A 12938-nucleotide genomic window follows, 5' to 3' on the forward strand; every position below is an offset into this window, starting at 1 on the left:
GACCCCGCCCATGCAAATCGGACTGATCGGCCTTGGACGCATGGGCGGCAATATCGTTCGACGCCTGATCGCCAAGGGCAAGCACCATGTCGTGGTGTGGGATAAGGACACCAAGGCGATCCAGCCGCTGGCGAGCGAAGGTGCGACCGCAAGCACGTCGATCACGGACATGATCGGCAAACTCAAAGCGCCGCGCGTGATCTGGGTGATGCTGCCCGCAGGCAGAATCACCGAGGACACCGTGGCGACGCTCGGCCAATCACTGCAACCGGGTGACACCATCATCGACGGCGGCAACACGTTCTGGCAGGACGACGTGCGCCGGGCGCAGGCGCTGAAAGAACGCGGCATCCATTACATGGATGTCGGCACCAGCGGCGGCGTGTGGGGACTGGAGCGCGGCTACTGCATGATGATCGGCGGCGAGGCCGATGTCGTGAAGCGGCTCGATCCGATCTTCGCGGCACTTGCGCCCGGCCTCGGCAAGATCCCGCGCACCGAAGGCCGCGAAGGCCGCGATCCGCGTGCTGAGCAGGGCTACATCCATGCCGGCCCGACCGGCGCCGGCCATTTCGTGAAGATGGTCCATAACGGCATCGAATACGGCCTGATGCAGGCTTATGCCGAAGGCTTCGACATTCTCAAGAACGCGAATATCGATGCACTGCCGGAAGCGCATCGCTTCGATCTCGACATCGCCGATATCGCCGAAGTGTGGCGACGCGGCAGCGTGGTGAGTTCATGGCTGCTCGATCTCACCGCTGCGGCGCTGGCCAAGAACGAGACGCTCGACAGCTATTCCGGATTCGTCGAGGATTCGGGCGAAGGCCGCTGGACCGTCAATGCCGCGATCGATGAGTCCGTGCCTGCGGAAGTCATCACCGCGGCGCTGTATGCGCGCTTCCGTTCGCGCAAGGAGCACACCTTCGCCGAAAAAATCCTCTCCGCCATGCGCCACGGTTTCGGCGGCCACAAGGAGCCGCCGCAGCATCCGAATGCCGGGCAGAAGAAAGCGTCCGGAAAACCCCCGCCGAAGGATCGTTGATGAACTCTGCAGCAACAACGAAACCGAAAGTCCCCGATTCCTGCTGTTTTGTCATTTTCGGCATCACTGGCGATCTCACCCATCGCCTTGTCATTCCGGCGCTCTACAATCTCGCTGAATCGGGCCTGCTGCCCGAAGAATTCTGCATCGTCGGCGTCGCGCGCAACGAACTGGATAGCCAGGCGCTCAGCGCCGACCTGATGAAAAGTCTGCACCGCTTCGCGACCCGCCCGGTGAACAAGGCGATTGCCGACAAGCTGCTCGGCTGCCTCACCACGGTGCAGGCGGATGCCAGCGACCCGGCGTCCTTCACTCACCTGAAGAATCACCTCGACGGACTGGCCCAGGACGGCATCACAAATGCCCTGTTCTATCTCGCAGTGCCGCCGACCGCGTTCAAGCCGATCTGCATCGGGCTCGGCCGGGCCGGACTGCTCAAACAGGACAACACGCACTGGCGGCGGCTGGTAATCGAAAAGCCGTTCGGCACCGACCTCGAAAGCGCGAGAACACTCAATCGCGATCTGCTCAAGATCGCCAGCGAACACCAGATCTACCGGATCGATCATTATCTCGGCAAGGAGACGGTCCAGAACATCCTGGTGCTGCGCTTCGCCAATGGCATGTTCGAGCCGATCTGGAATCGCAATCACGTCGACCATGTGCAGATCACCGTGTCGGAAACCCTCGACGTCGGCCGCCGCGGCAGCTTCTACGATGCCACCGGCGCGCTGCGCGACATGGTGCCGAACCATCTGTTCCAGCTCCTGTCACTGGTGGCGATGGAGCCGCCCTCGCGATTCGATGCCCATTCGGTGCGTTCGGAGAAATCCAACGTGCTGAACGCCGTCCAGGTGCAGACCGAGGAAGAAGCTCTCAGGAATTCAGTCCGCGGGCAGTATCTCGGGGGCACGATCGGCGAACGCGCGGTGAGCGACTATCGCAAGACCGACAAGGTCTCCCCGCAGAGTGTGACTGAGACCTACGCCGCGCTGAAGCTGACCATCGACAACTGGCGCTGGGCGGGCGTGCCGTTCTATCTGCGCACCGGAAAATCTCTTACGGCGAAGCGCACCGAGGTCGCGGTTCGCTTCAAGGATGCCCCGCTGTCGATGTTTCGCGCCACCGAGGTCGAACGGCTGTCGCAAAACTACTTCGTCATCGGCGTCGAGCCGAATGAAGGCGTGACGCTGCAATTCAACACCAAGGTGCCTGGACCGTCAGTCACCGTGGACGGCGTCGAGATGAAATTCCGCTACAAGGATCATTTCAAGGCCGCGCCGAGCACGGGCTATGAAACCCTGATTTACGATTGCATGATCGGCGACAATATCCTGTTCCAGCGTGCCGATAGCGTCGAGGCCGGATGGCGGATCGTGCAACCTTTCATCGAAGCATGGAAGAAAGCCGGCGGACATGGCCTCGCCATGTACAAGGCCGGCAGTGAGGGACCGAAAGAAGCCAACGACCTGATCGGCCGCGACGGGCGCCGCTGGCGCAGCATCGAGCCGGCATGAGCAAGACGCCCACCCGGGAATTCGTGACCGTCCCCGATCCACAGCGGCTCGCGGAAGTCGCCGCGAGACATCTGATCGCACGGATCGAACAGAATGACGGACGCATCGCGATCTGTCTGACCGGCGGCTCGACCCCGGCGCGGCTGTATGAATTGCTGTCGGCGCCACCTTGGCGCGACAGAATTCCCTGGCCGCGGGTACACTGGTTCCTGACCGACGATCGCTTCGTTCCGGAGAACGATCTTCTTAGCAATGGCGGCATGGCGCGCCGCACCTTCCTCGACACCTGCGCACCCGCCGAAAATGTTCACCTCATCGACACCGCCGCTCCGACACCGGACGACGCGGCGCGGCGCTATGAGGACGAGTTGCGCGCCTTCCGTGCCGCGCAACCGGATCTATCCGCGCCGCTGTTCGATCTGGTGCTGATGGGGATCGGCCCCGATGGCCACACAGCGTCGCTGTTTCCGGGGATGTCGGCGCCGAGCGTGCGCGAACGCTGGGTGGTCGGCGTTCCGCAGGCCAATGTCGCGCCATTCGTGCCGCGGGTGACGCTGACTTTCGAGGCGCTGGCCTCGACACGGGAAATGTTGTTTCTGGTGTCCGGTCATGACAAGGCTCCCATCATGACACGGCTGCTGTCCGGCGAGGATTTGCCGGCGGCCCGGGCTGGCGCGGCCTACGGCAAGACGGTATGGCTGCTCGATGAAGCGGCGACCCCTTGAGCCACAAAGAGCGACCATGACCTCGCCACGCCATCCCAACTCCGGCATTGCAGCCATCATCGTGATGGGCGTGTCAGGCTCAGGAAAAAGCACCATCGGGGAAGCACTGGCAAAGCAAATCGGGTTCGATTTCGAGGATGGCGATTCTTATCATCCGGCTTCGAATGTCGAGAAAATGCACGCCGGCATCCCGCTGACCGATGACGACCGCTGGCCGTGGCTGAAGGCCATCGCCGCCGAGATCGATCGCAAAGCGGATGCACACACGCCGGTGATCATTGCCTGCTCAGCGTTGAAGCGCACCTATCGCGACGTTCTGGTTCACGGCCGCGGCGATGTCCGCATCGTTTATCTCAAAGGTACGCAGGATCTGATCGCGCGGCGGCTGTCCCACCGTGATCATCACTTCATGCCGTCGTCGCTGCTCGATAGCCAGTTCGCGGCTCTCGAAGAGCCGGCTCCGGATGAACACATCATCACGGTCAGTATCGACGCAACCGTGGACAAGATCGTCGCCGATATCGTGGCGCATATGGACCCGGCGGTGGGCGAGGCGAAGGAGTCATGAGCAAAATCCGCCTGCTGATTTCCGATGTCGATGGCACACTGGTCACCCGCGACAAACGGCTGACGCCCGCGTCCATCAAAGCGGTGCAGACGCTGCGCGACCACGACATCAGATTTTCGATCACCAGCAGCCGGCCGCCTTTCGGGATGCGGATGTTGTGCGAACCGCTCGCGCTCGACCTGCCGATCGGCCCGTTCAACGGCAGCTCCTTGGTCATGCCGGACCTGTCGGTCCTCGAACAGGCGACGATTCCCCGGCGCGCCGTGACGGAAAGCCTCGCGCTGTTCGCGCGCCATGGCGTCGATGCCTGGCTGTTCACCACCGACCGCTGGCTGATCCAGCGCGATGACGGCCATTACGTTCCCCGCGAGCAGAAGACCGTCGCCATGCCTCCGGCCATCATCGCTGCCGGACAGGCTCTCCCTGACGCAATCTGCAAGATCGTCGGCGTCAGCGGCGAGTTCGATCTGCTCGCCCGATGCGAGGCGGAACTGCAGAATCTCCTCGGCAACGATGCCCATGCAGCACGATCGCAGAACTACTATCTCGACGTTACACCGCCAGGTCACGACAAGGGCACGTTCGTTCAGGCGATGAGCCAGCGGCTCGGCATCCCGTTGCACGAGATTGCCACCATTGGCGACATGTCGAACGATTTGCCGATGTTCCGCGCCAGCGGCACGTCGTTCGCGATGGGCAATGCGGCCGACGCGATCAAGGCCCAAGCGACTGACGTCACTGCGTCGAATGAGGAGGATGGCTTCGCCAAGGCCGTGGCGGCCATTGTTGAGATGAACGCCTGATCAGGTGGAGCGCTGGACCGTCGGTTGTTTCGCCGGATGGAGCGCTTCATAAATATTCTGCGCGGTGTTGATCAGCGCGATGTGGGTCAGCGCCTGCGGGAAATTTCCGGTCTGGCGGCGCGCGATGGTGTCGTATTCTTCCGCCAGCAAGCCGACATCATTGGCGACGCCGGTCACGCGCCGAAACAGCTCCTTCGCCTTGTCGAGATCGCCGGCCATCACATGCGCGTCGGCCAGCCACAGCGTACAGGCCAAAAAGGCTCCTTCGATCGGCTCGTTCTCATCCGGTTGCAGTTCGCGCGGATCGTGCCGCATCACCAACCCGTCGCGTATCAGATGTTTCTCGATAGCGGCGACCGTGCCGGCCATACGCGAATCCGACATCGGTAAAAAGCCAACGGCCGGGAGCAGCAGCAGGCTCGCATCCAGCATGTGCGATCCGTAGGATTCGGCGAATGTGTTGCCGTGCTGGTCAAAACCGCGAGCGCAGATATCGGCGTGGATCTCGTCACGGATCGCGCGCCACTCATCGACCGGCGCCTCGAAGCCGAACGTCTCCACGCTCTTGATGCCGCGATCGAACGCGACCCAGCACATCACCTTGGAAAACACATAGTGCCGCCCGGGGCCGCGACGCTCCCAGATGCCGCTGTCGGTGCGATCCCATATCTTCGCAAGATGTTTGAGGAGCGTCCGCTCCAGCCCCCACGTCACACCGTCGAGTTGAAGTTTCGCCACACGCGACTGATAGAAGGCGTCCATCAGTTCGCCGAAGACGTCGAGCTGAACCTGGGCGTGAGCGGCGTTGCCGAAACGCACCGGCTTTGCGCCTTCGTAGCCGGACAGCCAGTCCGCCTCCCACTCCAGCAAGCGCCGCTGGCCCATGATGCCGTACATGATCTGCATCTCGGCCGGCGCGCCGGCGACCGAGCGCAGAAGCCAGTTGTGCCATGCCACCGCTTCATCGTGATAGCCGCCGTTCATCAGCGCCAGCAGCGTGAAGGTGGCGTCGCGCAGCCAGCAGAAGCGATAATCCCAGTTGCGCGAGCCGCCGAGTTTTTCCGGCAGCGACGTCGTGGGCGCAGCGACGATGCCCCCGGTCGGCGCATAGGTCAGCGCCTTGAGCGTGATCAGCGAACGATGAACGATATCGCGATGATCGCCCTTGTAGATGCACGCGGCCGACCACTCGGCCCAGAATGTCTCGGTGTCGATCAATGCCTGCTCCGGGTCGATCGGCTCCGGGACCGGCAGATGTGACGCATCGTAACTGAGAACGAACGACGCCGTCTCGCCGGCGCTGACTTCAAAATCGGCAACCGTGGTCATGTCGGCGCCCTTGACCGGCACGGACGTACGCAGCACCGCCATGTCCGGGCCGGCGATCGCCAGCAGCGTTCCGTCATCGAGACGCCTGACCCACGGGATATTGGAGCCTGAGCCGAAGCGGATCACCAGTTCCATCGACATGGCGACTGTGCCGCGTTCGCCGCGCACCAGCCTGACCACGTCCGACGCCTGACCGCGCGGCGGCATGAAGTCGATCAACGTGACCGCGCCGTCCTCGCACTCGAACAGCGTCTCGACGATCAACGTTTCGCCGCGATATTTCCGCGTCACGGATTTCGGCTTGGCTTTCGGTGCTATCTGCCAGCGCCCGTTGTCCGTCGAGCCCACGAGCGCCGCGAAGCAGGCCTCGGAATCGAACGACGGCCAGCACAGCCAATCGATCGAACCGTCTCTGCCGACCAGGGCCGCCGTCAGGCAATCGCCGATCAGGGCATAGTCTTCAATACGTGATGCCACGAGCCCTCGCCGATCAGGAATACGGGAGAAATGCCACGAACGTGGCGTCAGCATAACCCGCAACGGGAACCAATGTTTCCCCTTGGTCGTCACAAATTGATGAACAATCCAGACAACTCCATGCGATCCCTTCGCTCAGAATAATCAAGGCACCCCTCCGAACTCATCCCGTCCTCGCCAGGGGTGCACCTATTTTCTGCCGGTGAACCGGTTCAGGAAGGCCCGATTTTCCTCGGTCTGTCGTTTGTCGTGCTCCATTTTCATCCGCCTGAGCGGGTCTTTCTCGTAGAGACAAACGATCGAATCCATTCCCGCACCCGTCGCGCTCTCTGATCGGTATTCCTGACAGAATTTTTCGGCTGAATCGCGCTGCTGCATCAATTCCGCGACATTGAACCTGTCGGTACAGGCTTTGATCTGAGCCCATCGCTCCTGTCGTCGCTGGTACCCGATCTTGTCAGTAGCTCTAACGGGCGCCCCGATACGTTCGCACCAGGCCAATACGACATTGGTCGGCTCGCGCGTCGGGTAGTCCATGCGCTTCGCAAGAACCTGCAGACGAAGGCTCGGAAGATTCCAGTTTAGACACTCATTGGTGTAGACAAATCTTTCTCCCTCGGAATAACCACGCGTGCTCATTTTGAGTGATGCGCAGAACGCCTTCCCGGCGGCGTCCTGGATCACCATGAATCTTGGGGTGTTGTCGGCCATGCATCGCTCATACAAAGGGCGGTTCTTCGGCTTTTCATTTGCCCGCCTTGAAAGAGCGCTGCAGTAAGCCAGCGCGGCAGCGCCGGCAGCCTGATAAGCCCATTTCAGCTTCTCTACTTCGGACGGCCTGAAATCCTTGTTGGTCAGGAATTCGGCAAGGCCTCTTCGGATTCCGTCGAAATCACCGTATTTTTCAAGTCCAACAGCGCGGACCGCCGCTTTTTCCGACTCATGAATGATGGCGTTGAGCGCCATCCAATACTCCAGATCAGCTTCAATCCGTTTGCGATCGGAACAACGGTCGCAAGCCTCGAGCTAGCTGCGCAACTGATCGATGTTGGACTTTCTCTCGTCCGCGAGACGATTCCGTTCGCCGAAAGATGAGCCGAAACCGTTGAGCGCCGTTTGCAAATGGTAGTTGATGATTCCACCGGTACCGCGCACGGTACGTTGGTCGGCCGTTGCAGCACTCCAGGCGAGAAACAATGGAAGGATAGAAATGAAGATCCGGTTCATCGGAATTCTCCAGTCTCCTGCAACCAGTCGACGCCCCAAACAGACCGATAGATGAAGTTTTCTTAATCGTTCTTGAGAGATGTCGATGGTCATAAGACAATGAATATAAAATGACTTGAGAGTATTGCGGTCGCAGTCCGAAAGAGACCAGATACACCTAAGGGGTATGTATGCTGGCGGCGCGGGTCAGACGTTTCCGGGCATTCGTGTGTCGTGACGGCTTTCTCCGGCATCGTCACAAATTGATGAACAGACGAAGCCGCACCCTGATTCGGAAAGCGGATGGCGATCCCGGGAAGACTCGAACTTCCGACCTACGGTTTAGGAAACCGTCGCTCTATCCGGCTGAGCTACGGGACCGGATGCACCCGCACCGGGCGAAACCCGGCACGCACTGGCAGCCATCCCATACCAGAGACGCCAAGAAACCGCTACCCTGCGGGCCGGTTGCCTTCCAGCTGCCGGAAACGGCCCTGAGAGTCCGATCCATGGTCACTGACAGCTTCGATCTCGAGCGCTTCGTTGATGCACAGGCGCCGGTCTATGCGCGTGTGGTCGCCGAGTTGCGCGACGGCCAGAAGCAGAGCCACTGGATGTGGTTCATTTTCCCGCAGATCGCGGGGCTCGGCTACAGCGCGATGGCGCAGCGATACGCCATTGCTTCGCGCGAGGAAGCGCGCAGCTATCTCGCTCACCCCATTCTCGGGCCCAGGCTCAGGGAGTGCACCCGGCTGGTGAACGCTATCCAGGATCGGGCGATCGAGCAGATCCTCGGCCCACCGGACGATCTCAAATTTCACTCCTCAATGACGCTGTTCGCCCAGGTGGCGACCGGGAATGACGAATTTGCTGCCGCGCTCGGAAAATACTATGGCCGCCGGCTGGACCAGGCGACGCTTGACCGACTCTGACGGCGCAAGACCGGCATCTTGGCCTTAGCGACACGGCATCATAGACTAGCACGCGACTTATTTGTTCTCACCTGAAGCAGGACTGCGTATGCCGATACAAATCGAAACCTTGGACCATGTGGTCGTCAACGTCACGGATGCCGAACGTGCGGCCGACTGGTACGCGCGCGTCCTTGGCATGAAACGGCAGGACTTCGATGAGCGTGGCGGCAAATCGAAACGGATTTCCATGACGTTTGGCCGGCAGAAGATCAATCTGCGGCCGGTCACGGCTGACAAGATCGAGTGGTTCACCGCCGATCATGAGCAGGCGGGCAGTGACGATCTGTGCTTTCTCACCACGTCCACACCGCAACAGGTGGTCGATCACCTGAAGGCCTGTGGTGTCGCCATCGAGGAAGGGCCGGTCAAAAGGCTGGGCGCGATCGGGACACTGAACTCGGTCTATTGCCGGGATCCGGACGGCAGCCTGATCGAAATATCGTCCTATGACCAATAAATAGAGAGGGAACAGCGGGGTGATTTGAACCTTTTGGGGTTCGCGGCACACCACCGTGCAGGGCTTGTACAGTTGCGACCGGACGACGCAGGCGCCGATGCCTGCGCGGCTGGAGGGCCAAACCTGAGAACCCGGCTTTTTTGCGGAAATCGGGGGCTAAATAATTGCTTTTGGGGGATTGGTCGTATTCTCTTGAGAGCCATATTGATTGGGCAGTGCTCCTGCCACAAGCCGAGTCTGGAAAATGGAAGCTGAATTCGGGAAACCAAAATGACAACGGTTGTTTCACATCATGTATTGCGAGGATTGAAGATCGCCGGTGTCGGCACGGCGCTGCTGATGATCGCGCCAGCCGCTCACGCCGATCCGGGAGCGTTCAACGGCTATGCCGGTCGCTGGACAGGCAACGGAACGATCACGATTGCCAATGCCGGAACCGAGCGGATTCGCTGCAAGGGCACCTACATCGTCAACAACAGCGGCAATACCCTGCAACTGGCCCTGCGCTGCGCCAGCGACAGCTACCGCTTCGATCTGAACAGCGACGTCACTGCGTATGGCGAAAACCTGAACGGGTCGTGGACCGAAGCCAGTCGCAACGTCAACGGCTCGGTCTCCGGTCGCGTTTCGGCCGGGCAGGTCACGGCGCTGGTTCAGACCAACGGCTATGCGGCGAACTTCTCGATCAGCACCCGCGGTTCGAAGCAATCCGTCCACGTCACCTCGAAAGGCGATCTGCGCGAAGTCAGTATTTCGCTGACCAGGGGCTGACGTCGCTCCGACAGTTTGAATCAAAATGCTCGAAGCGATTTCGCTTCGGGCATTTTGTTAACGTGGCGACGCCGCCTACTCCGCCGGCTTGGTACGCATCGCGCCACGCAGCCGGTGCGACAGGCTGATCAGGAACATCGCCGTCGGCCGCAAAATGAAAAGATCGGCAACCAGGGCCGCGATCATGGAGAACGCGCTCAGCCAGCCGAACAGCCGCAGCGACGGTAAATCCGAAAACACCGTGACCACCAGACCGCAGGCCAGCACGACCGTGGTCAGGATCAGCGCCGGCCCGACCAGCACAGTGGCCCGTTCCACGGCCTCAGCCTCGTTGACGCCGGGCTTTTCCTCAAGCCGCAAGCGATTGAGGAAATGAATCGTCGCGCTCAAGCCCAGACCGAACGACACCGTCAGAGCAACCACGCTGGCAAACTGCAGGCCCTCACCGAGCAGCCACAGCACCGTCCCGGACAACACCACCGGGAAGATGCCCGGCAGGATGCTGGCGAACATCACGACCACTGAACGGAACGCCAGGCCGATGAAGACAGCAACCAGACCGAATTCGATAGTCAGGCCATGATTGAGCTTGCTGATCATGCTGGCGCTGTTACGCGCCGCGATCGCCGACAGGCCCGTAACTGAAACACGATAACCAGGATGGGCAAGGCGCACAGCCGCCATCGCCTTGTCGAGCTTTTCGACCACGGGAAGAATCTGGCTCGAATCCAGGTCCGGCACACGCCCTGACACCACAACCGCATCCTGATTCTCAGAGATGAAGCGCCGGACCAGATGCTTCGGCAGCAGATCGACATATTCCTTCAAGATCGCGACATCGGACCTGCCGGCCTTCTCGGCCAGCCAGCGGCGCAATGTTTCCAGCGACCAGACGTTGCCGACGCCGGCCTGCTTTTCGATGAGGCTGTGAACCTCGGCGATGGTCGCGAGCGTCTCCGGTGAATAGAGATTCTGGCCCTTGGGAAATTCGATCAGGACATCGATCGGATTGGCGCCGGTGAGCTTGGCATCGAGCCGGCTGCTGGCTTCCACGGCTTGCTGCTTGTCCGGCACCTGATCGGCCAGACGATAGCGAGGCTCCAGATTGGCATAGATGACGCCAAGCCCGACCACCACGAGCAGCGCGATCAGGCTGAACAGGCCGGGACGGCCGACCATTCGCACCGCGATCCAGCGACAGAAACTGCGCAGCGCCTCGACGCCGGCATCCGCGCCCTTGATCTTGGCAACGAACAGGCCCTCCTTGCGCACCAGCAGCACGCCGAACAGCGGCACCAGCGACAGGACCGCGATCAGTGCGATCACGGTGGCGGTGAGACCGGCCTCGCCGAAGGTGCGGATCAGGTCGGAATCCGAGAATTGCAGCGCGATGAACGACAGCGCCGCGGTGCCGTGCGTCAGCACGCACGCCGGGCCGACGACAAGAACGGCATTGCGGAACGCCGATACCTTGTCCTCTCCCGCCATCAGCCGGTCGCGCGCGGCGAACGTCAGCTGCATCGAGTCCGAAAAACTGATGACCATGATGAGCGGCGTCATCACGTTGAGGAACATGTTGAGGCTGAAACCGAACCAGCCGAGCGCGCCGAGCGACAGCAGGATCGCAATCAATGGCGGAAACGCAGCAACCACCATGAATGAAACACGCCGGAAGAACACGATGGCGATCAGGCAGCCGGCGAGAATGCCCGCGATGTTGTAGATCAGGCCGTCGCGCTCGACGGCGTTGCGGATCTCCAGCTGCATCACCGGGACGCCGGAAAGCTGACTGGTCAGGCCGGTGCCGGCGAGATCGTCCGTCATGGTCTTGCGGATGTCGCCCACCGTGGCGCTAAGGCCCTTGTTGCCGACGATCTTGGGATCGAGCGCCAGCACGACCAGCGCCAAAGTCCCGTCATCCGATAGCAACTTGCCCTTGATGACCTCGTTGGTGCGAACACGCTCGATCAACTGGTCGTAGGCGGCGCCTTCAGGCAGCACCTGAGGAAACAGGGCGGCGGGCAGATTGCCGTTCTCCGGCGGCTGACGCGCCGAGAACAGCGAAATGATGCCGCGGGTGCCGTCGATCAGCTGCAGGTCCGTGACCAGATCGCGCAACTTCGACAGCGATGCGCGCTGAAGCAGCGACTTGCCCTCAACCACCACCAGCACATCGTACTCGCTCGACGGGAAACGCTTGGTGACTTCTTCATACTGTTTGTATTCAGGCGTATCGGAGCGAAACAGCTGGCTCAGCGAATCGTCGATCTTGATGCGCTGAAGTCCCAGGAAGGCGCCCGCGCACAGGGCGATGAGAATGCAGATCGACAGCAGCGGGGTCCGCATGGCGATCAGCCCGATCCGCTCCAGACCGAACGCGATGCTGAACCGGGGACGCCCGTCCGTTCCGTGCGCAGATTCGTGTGTGCTTGGCGCTGTCATTGCTGATCCGGCTTTATCGGGAAAATTCAGTGTGAGATCAAATCGACCGTGGCCTGCAATTCTCTGGCGGCATTGCGCGCATAAATCCCCGGTGCAAAACCGCACCTGTCTGTCCCGATTCGGGATGTTGGCCCGAATGATTCCTTATCAGAGCGGCCGCACAATCGCCACCTCCGGGTGCCGCCCGCGATGATCCTCATCCCGCCCGGCAGAGATTGCCTCGCACCATTCTGCCTTTTTTTGTCTCAAGATTGGCCATGGAATATGGCCTTCGGGAACAATGCCGGCTTTTCCGCATTGCATGAGCGGGATTCACGACAGGGAATGCCGTCATGGCGAGGAAATACTCCAAAGGTGCCGCTAAGAAGGTCGCCCGTGCGATGCACAAACGCAAGAAGGGCACACTGAAAAGCGGCCGCAGCGGCAAGAAAGTAAAAAGCCGGAAGCAGGCGATCGCCATCGGTCTCTCCGAAGCGCGCAAGGAAGGCAAGAAAGTCCCGAAGAAGAAATCAGCCAAGAAGATGACGGCCAAAAAGAAGACAGCGAAAAAGAAGTCCGCCGGTTCGCGCGCAAAGTCGTCAGCAAAGAAGCGCGCCAGAAAATCCCGATCGTAATCGCAGCACG

Annotated in this window: 13 protein-coding genes and 1 tRNA gene; 9 read left to right on the forward strand and 5 right to left on the reverse strand. The window is 60.8% G+C overall.

The window, feature by feature from the left end:
- The first annotated feature begins 10 nt into the window (after nt 1-10).
- From gnd to ASC80_RS17535, 5 genes are read left to right on the forward strand one after another with little or no spacing between them, the layout of a single operon-like run.
- Nucleotides 11-1045: a phosphogluconate dehydrogenase (NAD(+)-dependent, decarboxylating) gene (gnd, locus tag ASC80_RS17515; RefSeq protein WP_056299878.1), complete on the forward strand. Its 1035-nt coding sequence runs from the start codon at nt 11-13 to the stop codon at nt 1043-1045.
- Nucleotides 1045-2562, forward strand: a complete 1518-nt coding sequence (zwf, locus tag ASC80_RS17520) for a glucose-6-phosphate dehydrogenase (RefSeq protein ID WP_156464441.1) — start codon at nt 1045-1047, stop codon at nt 2560-2562. Before gnd ends, zwf begins: the two co-directional genes overlap by 1 nt.
- Nucleotides 2559-3287, forward strand: a complete 729-nt coding sequence (gene pgl / locus ASC80_RS17525; protein ID WP_056299882.1) for a 6-phosphogluconolactonase — start codon at nt 2559-2561, stop codon at nt 3285-3287. Before zwf ends, pgl begins: the two co-directional genes overlap by 4 nt.
- Before the next feature lie 16 nt (nt 3288-3303).
- A complete protein-coding gene (locus ASC80_RS17530; RefSeq protein ID WP_056299885.1) occupies nt 3304-3855 on the forward strand; it encodes a gluconokinase in 552 nt (183 codons plus the stop codon).
- A complete protein-coding gene (locus ASC80_RS17535; protein ID WP_056299888.1) occupies nt 3852-4658 on the forward strand; it encodes a Cof-type HAD-IIB family hydrolase in 807 nt (268 codons plus the stop codon). Before ASC80_RS17530 ends, ASC80_RS17535 begins: the two co-directional genes overlap by 4 nt.
- Here ASC80_RS17535 and ASC80_RS17540 read toward each other — a convergent pair whose 3' ends face one another.
- From ASC80_RS17540 to ASC80_RS17555, 4 genes are all read right to left on the reverse strand, one after another.
- Entirely contained in the window at nt 4659-6464 is a 1806-nt protein-coding gene (locus ASC80_RS17540) for a glycoside hydrolase family 15 protein (protein WP_056299890.1), read from the reverse strand.
- A gap of 189 nt (nt 6465-6653) precedes the next feature.
- Nucleotides 6654-7430 (reverse strand): hypothetical protein, encoded by a 777-nt coding sequence (locus ASC80_RS17545; RefSeq protein ID WP_056299893.1) that lies wholly within the window; start codon nt 7428-7430, stop codon nt 6654-6656.
- A gap of 60 nt (nt 7431-7490) precedes the next feature.
- Entirely contained in the window at nt 7491-7691 is a 201-nt protein-coding gene (locus ASC80_RS17550) for a hypothetical protein (RefSeq protein WP_056299895.1), read from the reverse strand.
- 283 nt (nt 7692-7974) lie between these two features.
- Nucleotides 7975-8051 (reverse strand) — tRNA-Arg (locus ASC80_RS17555).
- A gap of 128 nt (nt 8052-8179) precedes the next feature.
- Here ASC80_RS17555 and ASC80_RS17560 point away from each other — a divergent pair.
- From ASC80_RS17560 to ASC80_RS17570, 3 genes are all read left to right on the forward strand, one after another.
- Complete coding sequence (locus ASC80_RS17560; protein WP_056299896.1) at nt 8180-8602, forward strand: DUF1810 domain-containing protein; 423 nt, start codon at nt 8180-8182, stop codon at nt 8600-8602.
- A gap of 88 nt (nt 8603-8690) precedes the next feature.
- Nucleotides 8691-9101, forward strand: coding sequence for a VOC family protein (locus tag ASC80_RS17565; RefSeq protein WP_056299899.1), 411 nt, complete (start codon nt 8691-8693; stop codon nt 9099-9101).
- A 270-nt stretch (nt 9102-9371) separates the two neighbouring features.
- Entirely contained in the window at nt 9372-9872 is a 501-nt protein-coding gene (locus ASC80_RS17570) for a hypothetical protein (protein ID WP_056299901.1), read from the forward strand.
- Between the two features lie 75 nt (nt 9873-9947).
- On the opposite strand, the gene ASC80_RS17575 is transcribed toward ASC80_RS17570, so the two are convergent.
- Nucleotides 9948-12314, reverse strand: coding sequence for an efflux RND transporter permease subunit (locus tag ASC80_RS17575; protein ID WP_056299903.1), 2367 nt, complete (start codon nt 12312-12314; stop codon nt 9948-9950).
- Between the two features lie 332 nt (nt 12315-12646).
- On the opposite strand from ASC80_RS17575, the gene ASC80_RS17580 reads away from it, so the two are divergent.
- The gene (locus ASC80_RS17580) at nt 12647-12928 is read left to right on the forward strand and encodes a DUF6496 domain-containing protein (RefSeq protein ID WP_056299905.1); all 282 of its coding nucleotides are present in this window, start codon (nt 12647-12649) and stop codon (nt 12926-12928) included.
- Nucleotides 12929-12938: the final 10 nt, after the last annotated feature.

The sequence above is a fragment of the Afipia sp. Root123D2 genome (genome assembly GCF_001425835.1).
GTDB lineage: Bacteria > Pseudomonadota > Alphaproteobacteria > Rhizobiales > Xanthobacteraceae > Afipia.

Coding starts and splice junctions, on each gene's coding strand:
- ASC80_RS17570 (WP_056299901.1), top strand. CDS start 9,372: ATGACAACGGTTGTTTCACATCATGTATTGCGAGGATTGAAGATCGCC.
- gnd (WP_056299878.1), top strand. CDS start 11: ATGCAAATCGGACTGATCGGCCTTGGACGCATGGGCGGCAATATCGTT.
- ASC80_RS17575 (WP_056299903.1), bottom strand. CDS start 12,314: ATGACAGCGCCAAGCACACACGAATCTGCGCACGGAACGGACGGGCGT.
- ASC80_RS17530 (WP_056299885.1), top strand. CDS start 3,304: ATGACCTCGCCACGCCATCCCAACTCCGGCATTGCAGCCATCATCGTG.
- ASC80_RS17535 (WP_056299888.1), top strand. CDS start 3,852: ATGAGCAAAATCCGCCTGCTGATTTCCGATGTCGATGGCACACTGGTC.
- ASC80_RS17560 (WP_056299896.1), top strand. CDS start 8,180: ATGGTCACTGACAGCTTCGATCTCGAGCGCTTCGTTGATGCACAGGCG.
- ASC80_RS17580 (WP_056299905.1), top strand. CDS start 12,647: ATGGCGAGGAAATACTCCAAAGGTGCCGCTAAGAAGGTCGCCCGTGCG.
- zwf (WP_156464441.1), top strand. CDS start 1,045: ATGAACTCTGCAGCAACAACGAAACCGAAAGTCCCCGATTCCTGCTGT.
- ASC80_RS17545 (WP_056299893.1), bottom strand. CDS start 7,430: ATGGCGCTCAACGCCATCATTCATGAGTCGGAAAAAGCGGCGGTCCGC.
- ASC80_RS17565 (WP_056299899.1), top strand. CDS start 8,691: ATGCCGATACAAATCGAAACCTTGGACCATGTGGTCGTCAACGTCACG.
- ASC80_RS17550 (WP_056299895.1), bottom strand. CDS start 7,691: ATGAACCGGATCTTCATTTCTATCCTTCCATTGTTTCTCGCCTGGAGT.
- pgl (WP_056299882.1), top strand. CDS start 2,559: ATGAGCAAGACGCCCACCCGGGAATTCGTGACCGTCCCCGATCCACAG.